This window comes from Bradyrhizobium sp. CSA112 (assembly GCF_029051645.1).
Lineage (GTDB): Bacteria > Pseudomonadota > Alphaproteobacteria > Rhizobiales > Xanthobacteraceae > Bradyrhizobium.
Genome location: NZ_JAACFS010000002.1, coordinates 20,012 through 35,265, shown reverse-complemented (window position 1 = coordinate 35,265; position 15,254 = coordinate 20,012). Strand labels below are relative to the sequence as shown.

Below are 15,254 nucleotides of genomic sequence, written 5' to 3'. Positions count from 1 at the left end.
CACCAGAATGGTGACCACGTGAAACGATATCGGTCGCATGTTTTCGTGATGATTGCGATGGCAATCGTCCTGTTGGGCGGGTGGCAAAACGGACTGCGCCATGCATTGGTCGATCTGAGGTTCGCCTGGCAGTCGCGACAGGTTAGCGGCGATATCGTGGTGATTGCGATCGATGCGTCATCGATCGACAGAATCGGTGTCTGGCCGTGGCCGCGCGTGCTCCACGCTGAACTGATCCGGCAGCTTGAGAAGGCGAACGTCCAGGACATCGCGCTCGACGTCGACTTCTCCACGCCTTCCGATGCGTCGTCGGACCGAAACTTTGCCGAAGCCCTGCAGAACGCCGGCGGATCAGTCGTGCTGCCCTCGTTCCAGCAGCCTCGCACCGACAAGACCACGCTTCACGTCAATCGCCCGTTGCAGCAATTCGCCGAACATTCCTGGCCGGCGGTCGTCAATGTCGAGGTGGGACCCGACGGCCTCGTCCGCCGTTATCCGTTCGGCGAGAAGCTGGACGGCAAATTCATGCCCTCGATGGCTGCCGTGCTCGCCGGTCAATACGCCGAAAAGCGCGCGCCCTTTCTGATCGACTTCAGCATCCGGACTGCGGGAATCCCCAAAGTGTCCTTTGCGGACGTGCTGCGCGGCGACCCGGCGACGCTGCAAAAACTGCAGGGCAAGAAGGTCATTATCGGCGGCACGGCGCTCGAACTCGGTGACCGCTTCAGCGTCCCGAACGGCGTGATCGTGTCCGGCCCCGTGTTGCAGACGCTGGCCGCGGAATCGCTATTGCAGAACCGTGCGCTGCAATGGACCTCGCACGTCGTCACGCTGACCGGCCTGACCCTGCTCGCCTTGATCATGCTGTTCTCATGGCGCCGCCTTTCCGCCGGCAAGCGAGTGGCGCTGCTCGCCGCAACCGCTGTCGCCCTCGAGGCCGGCGCGTTTGCCCTGCAGATGGCATTTCCGCTCATTCTCGACACGTCGCTGATTCAAATCGCCATCATTGTCTACATCGCGGCCATCGCGCTCGACGAAATCGATATCAAGGATCTGCTCGGCAGGGTCGCCGAGAGCCGCTTTCAGCGCGTGGCGATGGCGCTCGGCGACGGCCTGATCTGCACCGATTGCAGTTATCTGATCACGGTCTGGAATCCGGGCGCGACCGCGATCTTCGGCTATCTGCCGGAGGAAATGATCGGCCGGCCGTTCGACGAGATTTGCGCACGTGACGGAGCCGTTGCCACGTCCTCTTTCTCCATCAAGAACGCCGCACATCTCGCTCCCGGATCGGTAGTCGAATTCGACGGACGCCGCAGCAATGGCGAGGTGTTTCCGGTCGAGGCCAGCTTCTCCGGCTGGCAGGGCACTGACGGGTTTCAATTCGGTGCGATCCTGCGCGACATTTCGGTGCGCAAGCGCGAAGCCGAGCGGATTCGATACCTCGCCGAACACGACACGCTGACGGGTCTGATCAACCGCAACACGCTTCACGCCGGCCTGGCCGCGATGATTGCGAAAGCCGAGGCCGAGGGTTGCGAAGTGGCGATGCTGGTGGTCGGCCTCGATGGCTTCCAGCAGATCAACCACATGCTCGGTCATGCCAGCGGCGATCTCGTGCTTCGCGGCATTTCAGAGCGGCTGACGGCGGGAGTTCCGGTATCTGGCATGGTCGCGCGATTGAGCGGCGATGAATTCGCCATCGCCGTCCGGATGAGCGATATCGGCGAAAACGTCAGTCGCTTCGCCGAGCAGATCGGCGCGAGCTTCGAGGCACCGCTGCTGGCCGGCAACCGCCAGCATCGCGTCCGGGTCAGCATCGGCGCCGCGGTTTTCCCCGGCGGCGGCCGCAGCGCGGACGAGCTGCTGAGCAATTCCCATTTGGCATTGAGCCGCGCCAAAGCGAGCAAACGCGGCGGTCATGTGCTGTTCGAGGACGCGATCCGCCGCGAGTTGCAAACCCGTCTGACGCTGGAAGCGGAACTGGCGGCGGCCGCGGAGCACGACGAATTCGAACTGTTCTATCAGCCGCAACTGCATCTGGCCGATGGCCGCCTGATTGGCGCCGAAGCGCTGATACGCTGGCGCCATCCGGTACGAGGCCTGGTTTCGCCGGCTGAATTCATGCCTATCGTCAACACCTCGCCGATCTCTGAGAAAATGGCGGTTTGGGTTCTCGATACCGCCTGCGCCAAGGCAGCCGCTTGGGAACGCAGCGGCCACAAGCTTCGCATCGGCGTCAATCTCTCGCCCTCGCAGTTCCAGTCCGGCGACCTAGCAGGCTCGGTCGCGCAAGCGCTTGCCCGCAGCGGCTTAAGCCCGACCAGCCTCGAGCTCGAGATCACCGAGGACATCCTGCTCCACGACGAGAAGGGCGCGCTGAACACGTTCCTGAAGATCCAGGAGCTTGGTGTTCGGATCGTGTTCGACGATTTCGGCACCGGCTTTGCAAGCCTTAGCTATCTGAAGAAATTCCCGCTCGACGGGCTGAAGATCGATCGCTCATTCGTGTTCGGATTGCTGGCCAATCCCGACGACGCGGCGATCGTGAGTTCGACGATCGGACTGTCAAAGCAACTGGGCCTGTCTGTTATCGCCGAAGGCATCGAGGACCGGGCCACCGCTGACTTCCTGGTCAGGATGGGCTGCGAAGAGGGACAAGGCTACTTCTTCGGACGGCCGATGCCGGCGCGTGATTTCGAAGCCAAATTCCTGACCAGCCCCGCCGCTGCCGAGGTGGCGTGACGGCTGGGCGGCCGGGCGGCCGGATCAGACTGAACGATCCGTTAACGCGACCGCTCAAATCCGAGCTTTGCAACAACGCTATTTTCCATCTCTTTTCGCTAGCCTTGCCCTGTGAACGCGAGGAACAAGCGGCGCCCAGGGGTGCTGTTGGCAAAAATCGCGAATGGGGTTCGGGGAAGTGGCTGATATTACCGACACATCGACGGTGCGCCGTGCATCGAGCAAGGATGCGAACGCGCATGCGCCAGACTCCGGCGGAGCGTTGATGCCGCTCGCCGGCGTTTCCGCAGGCCAATGGCGCGCGCTTTCCGAGCGCGCCGCCGAGCCGAACGGCTATTACTTGCCCGGATGGGAATTGGCGGTGAACGCGTCAGCGCGGGGTCGCGTCAACGCCGCCGCGCTCGGCGCGTGGCGCGATGCCTCCAGCCTGATCGGCCTGCTACCCGTGATCTCGATGTGGCGCGCCTACAAGATCCCTCTGCCCGCTTTGGTCAGCGCCGATCCCTATGGCACGCTTTGCACGCCGATGCTCGATTGCGACATGGCGGAGGAAGCCGTCGCGAGCTTGCTGCGGCGGGCCCGGCGGGCCGGCGCGCATGCGCTGATCTTCCGCGCCATCTCGCTCGATGGCGCAGCCATGAAAGCCTTTACCGACGTGCTGCATCGCGGCGGCATGCAGCCGCTGCTGCTGCAATCGCATGTCCGCGCCTGTCTCGACGCCACCGGTGACGCCGACGACGTCCTGCGCGAAGCGCTGGGCGCGAAGAAACTGAAAGAACTGCGCCGCCAGCGCAATCGCCTAGCCGAACACGGCGCCGTTCATTTCGACGTGGCCCGGACGCCCGCCGAAATAGCCGCCGCCGTCGAAACATTCCTGATGCTGGAAGCCAGCGGCTGGAAGGGTCAGCGCGGCACTGCGCTCGGACAGGACGAGGGCGACACGGCCTTCATCCGCCGCGCCGCTTCAGCGTTGGCCGAGACCGGCCAATGCGAGATCGTGAGGTTGCGGGCCGGCGAAACACCCGTGGCGGCTGCGATTGTGCTGCGCCATCGCGACCGCGCTTTCTACTTCAAGCTCGGCGTCGACGAGCGCTTTGCGAAGTTTTCGCCGGGCGTGCAACTGACGCTGGACCTGACCCGGCATCTGTGCGCCGACCCCGCGATCCGCCTCGTGGATTCCACGGCGAACCCCGACCATCCCATGATCAATCCGATCTGGCGCGGACGACTTGCGATCGGCGACGTCTTGATCCCGCTTCGGCGGCGCGATCCGGTTATCGCGCTGATCCGCGCTGCGCTCAGCTTGCGCGGCGCGATCCGCGAGCCGGCGCGCCGCTTCATTCATTTCGTCAGAGCACGGCAGGAGAAATCCTAAATGAATACGCTGACTGCCATTGCGCCCGTGATTACGGCCGACCATGACGCGCTTCGTCGCGATTTTCCACTGAAGCCGTTCGCGATCCGCCACAAGCTCGCCGGCCATCCGCTGCTGACGCTACCGCGCATCGCGCAACTGGCCTCCGAGCTGCCGCGCGACCTGATCGAATATAATTCCGGCAAGGTCGCGATCAGCCAGGATCCGGATGCGATCCCCACCGTCGACCTCGATCCCGTCGAAGTCGTGAAAAGCATCGAAACCGCCGGCGCCTGGATGGTGCTCAAGCGCGTGGAGAACTCGGCGGAATACCGGGCATTGCTGGAGGACACGCTGCTGTCGGTCGCCCGCGCGCGCGGCTTCAACAGCTTAGCTGATGCCGGCTTCGAGCAGGTCGAGGGCTTCCTGTTCGTGTCCTCGCCGAACTCGACCACGCCGTTTCATCTTGATAGCGAGGATAATTTCTTCGTCCACATCCACGGCGAAAAATTCTTCACGATCTTCGACAATACCGACCGCTCGATCGTCTCCGACGACGAGATCGAGCGCTCGATGACCAAGCATCGCAACCTGAAATACGACGAGGGCTTTGCTGCGCGCGGCACGGAATTCCACCTGTTCGCAGGCGACGGCTGCTACGTACCGTATCAATGGCCGCACTGGGTGCGCACCGCAGGCTCGTTCTCGATCTCGATGGCGATCACCTGGAAGACGCGCGAAGTGCGGCGGATGAACGACCTGCACTTCTTCAACTCGATGCTGCGCGGCATCGGCCTGCCGCAGCAGCCGCCAGGCAAACAGCCGGCGCTCGATGCGCTGAAGCTTGCGTTCTATCGCACGGTAACGACGGCCATCAAGCCGCTACGCGCCTCGATGGCGATGCGCCGCGTGCTGCGGCGGATCGCGCTCGGCAAGCGGGCGAACTACTATCTGAAGGGCGCGTAGTCGCGGCAGCGTAGCCCGGGTGGAGCGAAGCGCAACCCGGGACCGGTCAAGCTAGACGCCGTAATCCCGGATTGCGCTTCGCTCCATCCGGGCTACATTTTCCGACGCTCACTGCAACGGCGAATGCGGCGCCGGCAGCATGATGGTCGAGTGCATCTCGTCGAGAAATCCGGGACCCTTGCCGAGAAATTCCTGCCAGGCGGGATCCTTCATCGCATTGCCCCGCGCTTCGGCGCGGGCGTTCAGGCTGGGATAGGCCCAGATGTGGCAGGCTTCGTTCGGTTGCCCCGCTTCGGTCGTCCAGAGGCCGACGATCTTTGAATATTTTTCGCGCTCCGGCAGCACCGCGGTGAACGCATCGAGCCACTGCTTCAGGCCGCCGGCAGGCTTGCCCCGGTAGTTGCGAAGTTCGTAGACATTGCCCGTCGATGCCGGCGCAACCGGCGGCCGCACCGCGTTCATCAGGCGGACCTCCTGACGCACCAGCAAGGGGCGGATCAGCGGCACGTACTCGCCGGTCCAGCGCGGGTTCTTCGCGAGCTCGGCGCGCATCCGCGCGCGCTCGTCGAAACTGTTGTAGCTCCACATGTGCAGGACCTGATTGAGCGGCCCGATCTCGGTCGACCAGTAGCCTTCGAGCTTGCCGTAATCGTCCTTGCGGATCTCGCGCGACACCGTGCTCGCGGCCTTGATCATGTCGCCCAGCGTGCCGGGCTTTACGGTGTAGGTTCGCAGTTCGTAGATCATGATGCCTCCCCAGGTTTGTTGTTGGTTTTGTAGGGACAACGCCCATCAAACGCTACTGCGCTCGCGGAGAGAGGCCCCTCACCCCAACCCTCCAAGAGCGAGCTTTCGCTCGTCTCGCCCCCGCAAGAGCGGGGCGAGGGAGAAGAAAACCGGTATCTACTCCGCCGCCTGCGCGTTGATTTCGCCGGAGACCTGACGAATAGCACGGGCAAGTTGCTCGGCCGGCTGGGCGCCAGACACCGCATATTTCTGCGCGAACACGAACGTCGGCACGCCGGAGATGCCCTTGTCGGAGGCTTCCTGTGCTTGCCCCGAGATCAGCGCGACATCCTCATCGGTGGCGAGGCGCTTGCGCACATCGTCGGCGTCGAGCCCGACATCGGCCGCTGCCTGCACCAGCACGTTGATGTCGGTCAGGTCGCCGCCGTCGCGGAAATACAATTCCATCAGGCGCTGCTTCATCTCGGCGGCCTTGCCCTGCGCTCCCGCCCAGTGGATCAGGCGGTGGCAATCGATGGTGTTGGGCTGGCGCTTTACCAGTTCGGGCCGGTAGGTCAGCCCCTCCTCGCCCGCAGCGGCCACGACGCGGCCGGCGATGCCCTTGTAGGCTTCGACCGAGCCGAACTTGGCGGTGAGATATTCGTCGCGGCTGATGCCCTCGCGCGGCACCCAGGAATTGAGGAAGAACGGCCGCCAGCGCACTTCGACCGGAACATCCGGCACCAGCGCCAGCGCGTTCTCGATCCGGCGCTTGCCGATATAGCACCAGGGGCAGACCACGTCGGAGACGATGTCGATCTTGAGGGGTTTCAGGGTGCTCATCGGGATCTCCTCGCAAAATGATGCCCGGAAGGTAGTCCGATCGGGCGAGGAGACAAGGGCGCGGCCTGCATGTCTCGTATCACTTCACCTCGGCGGTTATTGTTATGCGAAGGCCCTGGGCCGGTGTAAACCGCGGCCATGTAGGATGGGTGGAGCGAAGCGATACCCATCAACCTTGCCCGGGCTTCTAAATGATGGGTTTCGCTTCGCTCTACCCATCCTACAGATTACGGCAGATTCGCCGCTATCTGCCGCATCCGCTCGGCGGTCAGATCGTCGGCCGGGAAAAAGGTTTCCAGCGCCAGCTCCTGCAGCGTGATGTCGACGGGCGTGCCGAACACCATGGTGGTGGAGATGAAGCTGAGCACGTCGCCATTGCGGCGCAGCTTGAAGGGGATCGCGACATTGTCGGCCGAGACCGGTCCGGACCTCGCCGGCATTCGGTAGGCTTTCAACTCCTGATACAGTTTGAGCAGTTCGGGATCGGCCGTCGCCTCGCACTGCCGGTGCAGCCGCTCCAAGAGATGCGCGCTCCATTCGGCGAGGTTGACCGTGCGCGGCGCCAGCCCCTCGGGGTGAAAGGCGAGCCGCAAAATATTGAAGGGCTGCCCGAGCAGATGCGGCGGCAAGCCTTCGAGCAGCGGCGCGACCATGCGGTTGGCCGTCACCAGATTCCAGTGCCGGTCATAGGCCAGCGCCGGATTGGGTTCATGCGCCTTGAGCACGAGATCGATCGCCTGCCGCGCGGATTTCAGCGCGGGATCGTCGAGCGAGCGCTGCGGAAAGGCCGGCGCAAAGCCCGCGGCGACCAGGAGTACGTTGCGTTCACGCAAGGGAACCTCCAATCGTTCGGCGAGCTTCAGCACCATTTCGCGCGACGGCGCGGCTCGGCCCGTCTCCACAAAGCTGAGATGACGCGCGGATATCTCGGCATCCCCTGCCAGATCTAGCTGGCTGAGATGACGGCGCTGGCGCCATTCGCGCAGGTAGTCGCCGATGTGGACGGGTTGGGTTCGTTCGGCTCGCGCCGCGGAAGCATGTGCGTTCATGGTGGAAAACCTATCATGCGAATTTCACCCATTCCATTACGTCCGAGGTAATCGAAACAGGTCGCGGGCTGGATCATCTTGGGGGCACAGGAGATGACCCATGCTGATGCTTTCCCTCTTCCGGCTCGTCGTCGCCATGATCCCCTTGGTGCTCAATCTGGCCACCTGGTTACTGGCGCGCTCCCTGAACATGCCCGAACCCGTGGTGCACGACACCGGCGTTTTCGTGCTCGTGCAGGTGCAGACGATCGAGAACAGGGTCGGCAAGGCGCTCTGCCCGACGCGGCTGGTGCGTCAGCTCCGATCGCTGCTGCAACGCTGATCCACGTTCTTAAAAAACAACCCCATGCAAAGGAGAATCGTCATGATCCGTCCGTCCCCATTCCTGAGCCGCGCCCTGCTCGCCGACGCCATCTTCAGCGGTGTCGCTGCCGTCGCGTTGACGCTCGGCGCCGGCGCGCTCGCGCCGTTCCTTCATCTGCCCGAAGCCTTGTTGCGCGAGACTGGCCTGTTCTTGATTGCGTATACCGCGCTGGTCGGTTGGCTCGCCTCGCGGTCGACAGTGGCCAAGGCGGTGTTGCTGGTGATCGTGGGCAACGCCGCCTGGACGCTGGGCAGCATCGCACTGTTGTTCTCCGGCGCAGTGTCGCCGAACCTGCTGGGTCAGGTCTTCATCGTCGCGCAGGCGATTGCGACCGGCGTGTTTGCCGAGCTGCAGTATATCGGGCTGCGCAAGAGCAGTGAGACGGTGACGGCGTAAGCCCCTCAGAGTCATTCCGGGGCGATGCGAAGCATCGAACCCGGAATCTCGAGATTCCGGGTCTGGTGCTAACGCACCATCCCGGAATGACGCGAGTAACCCTCAGCTCAACACCAACGCTGCAATTATCCCGGCAAAGGTCAACACCAGCCCGATGACGAGCATCGGCACCAGACTGCTGCCGGAATATGGGTCGGCCTGCTCTTTGTTAGTGACGACATGTGCACGATAGGCCATTACTTTGCTCCTGCCTGGTTGCGTCGAAATCGTTCCCCGTTCCCGAGCATGACGCCGTGGGTGCCGGCGATGCCGAGCTCGAGGCTCGCCGCAATCCTTCGCGCCCGTTCCACAAAGTGCGCTTCGGCTTCGGGCGGGCAGATCTCGCGGGCGGTTTGCTCGAACAGTTCGAGCCAGCGGTCGAAATGATCGGCGTCGACCGGCAGCGGCAGATGCTTGGCCATCGGGGTGCCGTGGTAGCGCCCCGTCATCAGCGCGACCGACGACCAGAACGCGCACATCTGCGCCAGATGCGGCTCCCAATCCCTGATGCGGGCCTCGAAGATCGGCCCCAACACCACGTCGGCGCGCACCTTGGCGTAGAAGCCGTGCACCAAGTTCTCGATCATCGCCTCGTTAATGCCCGTCCGCTCCATGATTTCTGCCGTGAGCCGCTCGCGCCGCTCCGGCCCTGCCACGATCGATTCCATTTCCGCGCCTGCCCTTAAATAGGTATTTAAAATACCTATTTAGACGGCTATAGATGATTTGCAAGCAGATCTTTTGAAAGGGCTCCCATGCGCCTGACGTCGTTCACGGATTTTGCCTTGCGCGCCCTGATGCGGCTGGCGGGCGAGCCCGGTCGCTCCTTTGCGACCAACGAGATCGCGGCCGAGTTCGGAATTTCCCGCAACCATCTGGCCAAGGTGGTGCGCGACCTCGCCGATAGCGGCTTTATCTCGACGCAGCGCGGTGTCGGCGGCGGGTTCATGCTGGCCCGCCCGGCCCAGTCGATCACCATCGGCGAAGTGGTGCGCGCGCTGGAAGGGCCGCCGCTGGTCGAATGCTTTCGCGAGGATGGCGGCAATTGCGTGCTGAAGCCGCGCTGCCGGCTAAAGGCGAAGCTCGCCGCCGCCCGCGAGGCCTTCATGCGCGAGCTCGACGCCACGACACTTGCGGAATGCGCCTATCCCGCGCCGGCCAGGCGGTATCAGGCGCACGCATGACAGCCGCAACGAAGCATCAGGTGCAACGCATGAAACCGATCGAGTTCGAAAATGGCGCCGTGCAGATCGACGCCTCCATCGTCGCCGAAGGCCTCGGGCTGGCGCCGTCCCTGCTGCAGGAAGAGATGCGCGCGGGCAGGATCACGAGCCTTGCCGAGCGCGGGATCGATGCCGACTCCGGCCGGCATCGCCTGACCTTCTTCTCCGAACACCGGCGGTTTCGCGTCGTGGTCGACGAAACCGGCGCGATCGTTCAACGCTCGGCGGTCGACTTCGGCGATTCGTTGTTGCCGAAATCGGTGCGGATGCCCGGCGGCTAGACCCACTCGAAACTGCCCCGACACAAGAAAATCGGACGACCTTCGTCCAGGTCCGAAAATCGCCTTGACAGGTAATACGCACGTACGTATTGATCATTTATGGCGAAAGCATCTCATCGCGACAGCATTCTCGACGCAGGCCTCAAGGTCATGTTCCGCAAGGGCTATGTCGGCGCCGGCGTGCGCGACATCGTTCTCGAGGCGGGCGCGCCGCAAGGCTCATTCACCAACCATTTCCGGTCAAAGGAGGCCTTCGCCGGCGAGATCCTCGACCGCTACTTCGATCACACCAAGGCGCTTGTGGCCGAGGCTCTGGACAATGCGAGTCAATCGCCGCGTCAACGCTTGATGCGATATCTCGACATCATCACGGAGCGTCTCGAAGCGGACGAGTTCGCGCGCGGCTGCCTGATCGGCGACTTCAGTCTCGAGGCCGCGCCGGTGAGCGAGATGCTGCGCGCGCGCCTGGTTGCCATTTTCATGGAATGGCGCGGCCTTTTCGCGGCCTGCATCCACGAAGCCCAGACCAGCGGCGAGATCGATAACACCTTCGCGCCCGACGAGCTTGCCGATTTCCTGCTCGCCTCCTGGGAAGGGGCGATCCTCCGCATGAAAGTCACGCGTACCGCGGAGCCGCTGCAACGGTTCAAGCGGATAGCCTTCGCAACTGTTTTCAAGGAGCCCAAAAAATGACGACAACAATCATTGCCGACCTCACGCTGCCGCAACGAGCTGTACTCGATTCCGCAATGTCCTATCGCGAGATGGGCCAACCGGGGGCGCCGGTTGCCCTCTTCCTGCACGGCAATCCCACGTCATCTTACATTTGGCGCAACATCATCCCGCACGTCGCGCCGGTGGCGCGATGCATCGCCCCGGATCTGATTGGCTTCGGCCAATCCGGCAAACCCGACATCGACTATCGCTTCGAGGACCACGTCCGTTATCTCGACGCCTTCATCGCTGCTGCCGGAATCAGATCGGCCTATCTGGTGGCGCAGGATTGGGGAACAGCGCTGGCCTTCCATCTCGCGGCACGCCGGCCAGACTTCGTCCGTGGGCTCGCCTTCATGGAATTCATCCGGCCGATGCCGACGTGGGATGAATTCCATCAGGTGCCGGCCGCGCGCGAAACATTTCGCCAGTTCAGAACGCCCGGCGAAGGCGAACAGATGATCCTCGACGGCAACGCGTTCGTTGAACGGATATTGCCGGGCTCCATCCTGAGAAAGTTGAGCGAGCAAGAGATGGCCGTCTACCGCGCGCCGTTCCCCTCCCCGGAATCCCGACGCCCGATTTGGCGGCTGCCGAACGAACTGCCGATCGCGGGCGAGCCCGCGGACGTCTATGCCACCCTGGAACGGGCACATGCGGCGTTGGCATCTTCCCGCTATCCGAAGCTGCTTTTCGCCGGGGATCCCGGCGCGCTCGTCTCGCCCGGCTTTGCCGAGCGTTTTGCTTCCGGCCTGCACAATTGCGAATTAGTGCAGCTCGGCGCGGGGGCTCATTATCTCCAGGAGGATCATCCCGAAACGATCGGCAAAAGCGTCGCAGCCTGGATCGCCGGCATCCAAGTGGCGCAGCGAGGGGGAAACGCGGCATGAACAGAATGCATGTACCGCATCTGACGCAATCGAAATTCCTGAAGCGACCAGATCGGTGCGCAAGCCCGGCGGATAAACCGCCGCACGCTCAGAAAGCTGCGCAGGAAACAGATGACATCAGCACAAGTCAGCGGCACGGAAGGATATGCCAGCGAAGCGGAACAGTTGTTCCAGCGCTACGAAAGCATTGGGGCGGCTGAAAATCACCGCCATGTCCTGCATCTGATACCCAAAGCGCCGGCCCGCGTGCTCGATATCGGTTCAGGACGGGACGCGGCTTGGTTCGCAAGCTTCGGGCATCGTGTTATCGCCGTCGAGCCTACCGACGCCCTGCGCATCCCCGCCATGGCGCGGCATCCTTCCCCCCTGATCGAATGGCTCGACGACAGCCTGCCCGATCTGGTCCGCCTGCGGGCGCGCGGCGAGACGTTTGATCTCGTGATGCTGACTGCAGTGTGGATGCATCTCGACCAAACTCAGCGTCAATATGCGATGCCCAATCTGGCCTCGCTGATTGGGTCAGGCGGCACTATCACTATGACGATCCGCCATGGGCCCGTGCCGCCCGCGCGGCGGATGTTTGAAATCCCCGCCGAGGAGACTATCGCGCTCGCGCAGGCGCACGGCCTGCGCTGTGTCTTGAATGTCGCCTCTGAATCCCGCCAGGAGAGAAATCGCGCCGCCGGCATCACTTGGACAAACTTGGCGTTCGTGAAGGCAGACGCTTCGGGATCATTTTCGCGCTAACTGAGGCCGGCTCTCGTCAAGAAGCGCGTCAATACAAAGGCGAGAGCCTTGCTCCGATTCAATCAGGGCGAAGCAGCCTATGCCTGGAGGGCCGGCGCCGGCGCGGAAACTGGCTGTTTCCTGGCAGCCGATTTCTTGCCGGACGCTCTGACACGGTTGCTGCCGTTCAGTGATGTCCCATTCATTGACATGCCATTGCGCGAATGGCCGTTCAGCTTGAGCGTCTTCTTCGACGTGCGCTCGGCCTCTGCCTTCAATTTATCCTTCAGCTTCGCGTCGGCCTTGGCCAACTTCTCCGCCTTCTTCAGCGCCTTGCGCTCGGCCTTGGCCTTCAGGCGGGCTTTCTCCGCCCGCGCCTCGGCGCGCTGTTTCTTGCGCTTTTTCTCGCAGGCGTCGCATTTGCAGCCGATCGGCTTTAGATAGGCTTTGAAATAATCGGTGCCGTAGTCGTAATTGATCTCCTCGCCCGGCTCGATGTCCTTGATGGCGCGGATGAACACCTTGCGCTTGCGCGGCTTGACGTCCGATTCCGCGTTGGGCCGGCAGGCGTGGTTGATGTAGCGGGCGATGTTCTTGCGTACCGAGCCGTCGATGGTCCAGCGGTTGTTCAGTTCGAACAGGTATTTGTTCTCGATCGCGTCCTCTTCCTTCTTTTTCGAATCAAGAAGCGGCCCGAAGTAGCGGATGATCTTGGTGCCCTTCTTGATCGGCTTGGTGGCGAAGAGGCCAAGCCCGGTGCGGGAGCGGCCAACGCGATAGGGTTTGTTGGAAGGAATGGAGGGCATGACGACTGAATGACTACAGGCTCGGAAAACGAGGAACGTTGAACCGCCCTTCTAGGACGATTCCGCGGCAATGTCAGGTATTTCGCACCTTTGCCATGAACCTTCCCCAGATTGCGCACGTCTGATCCTGGAAGTTCCATGCGAGAAGTGCAGATGAAATACGTCCCCCGTCGGCTGCTCATCGTGCCGGCCGCCTCGACCCTACTGGCGGCTGCATTTGGCCTGATTTCATCGGCCAACGCCCAAACATTCAGCAGCAGCTACACCTCGACCGCGCCCAAGGACTGCCGGACCATCGACAAGCCCGGCGACAATGGCAGCGCGACGCAAGTGTGCCCCGGCAAATCGGGGCTGGTGGTGCTGATCAGCGAGGATGACCTGCGCGAAACCGTCTCGGTCGGACCCAACCGTGCGGCCGCCGCCAAAGAGCCGGCCGCGGAGGCCTGGTTTGCCCCCTTCAATTCCACCGCCCACACTGTCGAATGGCGCGCCGCGGACGGCAGGCCGTTCGCGATCATTCAGCGCTGGCTGATCGCCGACAACAACGACCTGGACAAGACCGGAAGCCCGATCACGAAACCGATGCTCGCGGTGACCCGGCTGCCGCCAGGGCCAGTCTGCCATGTCGCCTATATCGACGGCCAGGCCAACCGCAATCCCAACGAGCTCGCCCGCCAGGCCGCGGACGAATTCGCCCGCGATTTCAACTGCGGCAAGGACGAAGTGAAGGTGATCGGTGAAAAAGGCGCCGCCGTCAGCCTTGCAAAGCGCTGACCCATGGCCGGCGTGTTTTCGCCGCATTAACGTCAAAGCTACAGCCTTGAGTGCTTGATATTCTGATGTCACGGGTTTTAACGGCGGCCACACCGGAGCAACGATGCTAACGAGATTCTTGGTTCTGCTGGTTGCCGGCTCCGCCCTCACCGGCTGCTGCGTCTCCGGCACCGGCTGCTCGACCACACAGACGGCAGGCGCGCCGATCGCCTGGGATGGGTTGGGTGAACCGCCGACGGCAGATGGCGAGCAAGCCGGGCCGTCCAAGCCGAAGCGAAGGACCGCGCGCAATAGCGAGATAATCCTGGGTCCGCTGAACGAAGCCGCGCCGAGATCAGACGCCAGAGCGCGCTACGACGATTGGACAAAGCAGCCCAACGAAGACGCAGAAGCCGACGCAAGGCTCGCGCGGCAAACCAAGATTTGCAGGGGCTGCTGAGCGGGGACGCCAGCCGCAACCGTCACCGCGCAGCTTCATCCCGCCTGCGAACTCCGGCAGAGCGGCCACCGTCTTACGCCGCAGGCGGTCGTGGCACTGTCGAGCGCAACATTGCATCCAGAAGCTGGTCGACGCCGGTCCCCTCAGGCAGCCGGTGCAGGATGTCCTTTAGCCTTCCATCGAGCAGCAGCGTGGTGAAGCCGTGCACGAGCGACCACGCCCGGGCGATGGCCGCGGCCTGATCGAGCGACACCGCCTCAAGCGTCTCGCCGGTGAGCTTCTCGTTGCGGCTGAGCCTCGCCGCGGCCGCCAATCCCTCGAACGAGGCGGTCGCCGCCTCGTGCAGCGAGGGCCGCGTCATGTCGAGCCGTTCGGTGCGGAACATCAGCCCGTACATGCCGGGACGCGCCTGCGCATAGGCGACATAGGCCTTGGCGCGGGCCATCGCCTTCATCAGCGGGAGCGTTTCAGTGTTGCCCGCCGCAATCATGGCGGCGTTGAACCTGCGAAATCCGATGGCGGCCAGTTCGCTCAGGAGCCCGGTGAGGTCGCCGAAATGATGGGTCGGCGCCGCATGTGACACGCCGGCCTCGCGCGCCACCGCCCGCAGCGTCAGGCCCGGCAGCCCATCGCGCTCCAGCACCCGCTCGGCCGCGGCCAGCAAGGCGTCGTGCAGGTCGCCGTGGTGATAGGGGGTCTCGCCTGCCGGACGGCGCCGCCGGCTGGCTGGCCTTTCGGTCACGGCTCTTGCCGGCTTGCGCTTCGCGGCGGGACGGCCGGTCCTGGCTTGTCTCGAGATTCTTGTCATACGAATCCTTATAGCCGCAATTTTTACACTGTAAAGATTTTGCTTGACGTCCGAGGGTAACGCGCTTACTGAAATCTTTACGCTGTAAAGATATAACCGGAGGGAACGCAA

At 63.1% G+C, this 15,254-nt stretch carries 19 protein-coding genes; 12 read left to right on the top strand and 7 right to left on the bottom strand.

The window, feature by feature from the left end:
* Window positions 1-57 precede the first annotated feature (57 nt).
* The 3 genes from GWE18_RS05065 to GWE18_RS05055 all read left to right on the top strand — a co-directional run bounded on the left by GWE18_RS05065 (window position 58) and on the right by GWE18_RS05055 (window position 5,065).
* Entirely contained in the window at window positions 58-2,745 is a 2,688-nt protein-coding gene (locus GWE18_RS05065) for an EAL domain-containing protein (RefSeq protein ID WP_275184719.1), read from the top strand.
* 178 nt (window positions 2,746-2,923) lie between these two features.
* Window positions 2,924-4,120 carry a GNAT family N-acetyltransferase gene (locus GWE18_RS05060; RefSeq protein ID WP_275184718.1) on the top strand — a complete coding sequence of 399 codons (1,197 nt, stop codon included), beginning with the start codon at window positions 2,924-2,926 and terminating at the stop codon, window positions 4,118-4,120.
* A complete protein-coding gene (locus tag GWE18_RS05055; RefSeq protein WP_275184717.1) occupies window positions 4,121-5,065 on the top strand; it encodes a cupin-like domain-containing protein in 945 nt (314 codons plus the stop codon).
* Window positions 5,066-5,173: 108 nt separating this feature from the next.
* On the opposite strand, the gene GWE18_RS05050 is transcribed toward GWE18_RS05055, so the two are convergent.
* The 3 genes from GWE18_RS05050 to GWE18_RS05040 all read right to left on the bottom strand — a co-directional run bounded on the left by GWE18_RS05050 (window position 5,174) and on the right by GWE18_RS05040 (window position 7,683).
* Window positions 5,174-5,812, bottom strand: coding sequence for an NIPSNAP family protein (locus tag GWE18_RS05050; RefSeq protein WP_275184716.1), 639 nt, complete (start codon window positions 5,810-5,812; stop codon window positions 5,174-5,176).
* Between the two features lie 156 nt (window positions 5,813-5,968).
* On the bottom strand, window positions 5,969-6,634 hold the full coding sequence (locus tag GWE18_RS05045) for a DsbA family oxidoreductase (protein ID WP_275184715.1): 666 nt from the start codon (window positions 6,632-6,634) through the stop codon (window positions 5,969-5,971).
* Between the two features lie 227 nt (window positions 6,635-6,861).
* Window positions 6,862-7,683, bottom strand: a complete 822-nt coding sequence (locus tag GWE18_RS05040; protein WP_275184714.1) for a helix-turn-helix transcriptional regulator — start codon at window positions 7,681-7,683, stop codon at window positions 6,862-6,864.
* 100 nt (window positions 7,684-7,783) lie between these two features.
* Between GWE18_RS05040 and GWE18_RS05035 the strand changes: the two genes are divergently transcribed.
* Together GWE18_RS05035 and GWE18_RS05030 are read left to right on the top strand one after the other, a co-directional pair.
* On the top strand, window positions 7,784-8,005 hold the full coding sequence (locus GWE18_RS05035; protein WP_275184713.1) for a hypothetical protein: 222 nt from the start codon (window positions 7,784-7,786) through the stop codon (window positions 8,003-8,005).
* A 42-nt stretch (window positions 8,006-8,047) separates the two neighbouring features.
* Window positions 8,048-8,443, top strand: coding sequence for a hypothetical protein (locus tag GWE18_RS05030; protein WP_275184712.1), 396 nt, complete (start codon window positions 8,048-8,050; stop codon window positions 8,441-8,443).
* 102 nt (window positions 8,444-8,545) lie between these two features.
* Here GWE18_RS05030 and GWE18_RS05025 read toward each other — a convergent pair whose 3' ends face one another.
* Entirely contained in the window at window positions 8,546-8,680 is a 135-nt protein-coding gene (locus GWE18_RS05025; RefSeq protein ID WP_275184711.1) for a hypothetical protein, read from the bottom strand.
* Entirely contained in the window at window positions 8,680-9,150 is a 471-nt protein-coding gene (locus GWE18_RS05020) for a group III truncated hemoglobin (protein ID WP_275184709.1), read from the bottom strand. The genes GWE18_RS05025 and GWE18_RS05020 overlap by 1 nt, the downstream gene beginning before the upstream one ends.
* Before the next feature lie 87 nt (window positions 9,151-9,237).
* On the opposite strand from GWE18_RS05020, the gene GWE18_RS05015 reads away from it, so the two are divergent.
* The 5 genes from GWE18_RS05015 (at window position 9,238) to GWE18_RS04995 (ending at window position 12,337) form a co-directional block, all read left to right on the top strand.
* Window positions 9,238-9,666, top strand: coding sequence for an Rrf2 family transcriptional regulator (locus GWE18_RS05015; protein ID WP_057853781.1), 429 nt, complete (start codon window positions 9,238-9,240; stop codon window positions 9,664-9,666).
* Window positions 9,663-9,986: a DUF6522 family protein gene (locus tag GWE18_RS05010; RefSeq protein WP_275184708.1), complete on the top strand. Its 324-nt coding sequence runs from the start codon at window positions 9,663-9,665 to the stop codon at window positions 9,984-9,986. Before GWE18_RS05015 ends, GWE18_RS05010 begins: the two co-directional genes overlap by 4 nt.
* Before the next feature lie 99 nt (window positions 9,987-10,085).
* Entirely contained in the window at window positions 10,086-10,679 is a 594-nt protein-coding gene (locus GWE18_RS05005; RefSeq protein WP_275184707.1) for a TetR/AcrR family transcriptional regulator, read from the top strand.
* Window positions 10,676-11,590: a haloalkane dehalogenase gene (locus GWE18_RS05000; protein ID WP_275184706.1), complete on the top strand. Its 915-nt coding sequence runs from the start codon at window positions 10,676-10,678 to the stop codon at window positions 11,588-11,590. Before GWE18_RS05005 ends, GWE18_RS05000 begins: the two co-directional genes overlap by 4 nt.
* A gap of 165 nt (window positions 11,591-11,755) precedes the next feature.
* Complete coding sequence (locus GWE18_RS04995) at window positions 11,756-12,337, top strand: class I SAM-dependent methyltransferase (RefSeq protein WP_342804224.1); 582 nt, start codon at window positions 11,756-11,758, stop codon at window positions 12,335-12,337.
* A gap of 77 nt (window positions 12,338-12,414) precedes the next feature.
* Here the strand turns inward: GWE18_RS04995 and GWE18_RS04990 are convergent, their stop codons facing one another.
* Window positions 12,415-13,122: an SET domain-containing protein-lysine N-methyltransferase gene (locus GWE18_RS04990; protein WP_275184704.1), complete on the bottom strand. Its 708-nt coding sequence runs from the start codon at window positions 13,120-13,122 to the stop codon at window positions 12,415-12,417.
* A gap of 153 nt (window positions 13,123-13,275) precedes the next feature.
* Between GWE18_RS04990 and GWE18_RS04985 the strand changes: the two genes are divergently transcribed.
* Window positions 13,276-13,896 carry a hypothetical protein gene (locus GWE18_RS04985; protein WP_275184703.1) on the top strand — a complete coding sequence of 207 codons (621 nt, stop codon included), beginning with the start codon at window positions 13,276-13,278 and terminating at the stop codon, window positions 13,894-13,896.
* A gap of 103 nt (window positions 13,897-13,999) precedes the next feature.
* On the top strand, window positions 14,000-14,335 hold the full coding sequence (locus tag GWE18_RS04980; protein ID WP_275184702.1) for a hypothetical protein: 336 nt from the start codon (window positions 14,000-14,002) through the stop codon (window positions 14,333-14,335).
* A 73-nt stretch (window positions 14,336-14,408) separates the two neighbouring features.
* Here GWE18_RS04980 and GWE18_RS04975 read toward each other — a convergent pair whose 3' ends face one another.
* A complete protein-coding gene (locus GWE18_RS04975) occupies window positions 14,409-15,143 on the bottom strand; it encodes a TetR/AcrR family transcriptional regulator (protein WP_275184701.1) in 735 nt (244 codons plus the stop codon).
* Window positions 15,144-15,254: the final 111 nt, after the last annotated feature.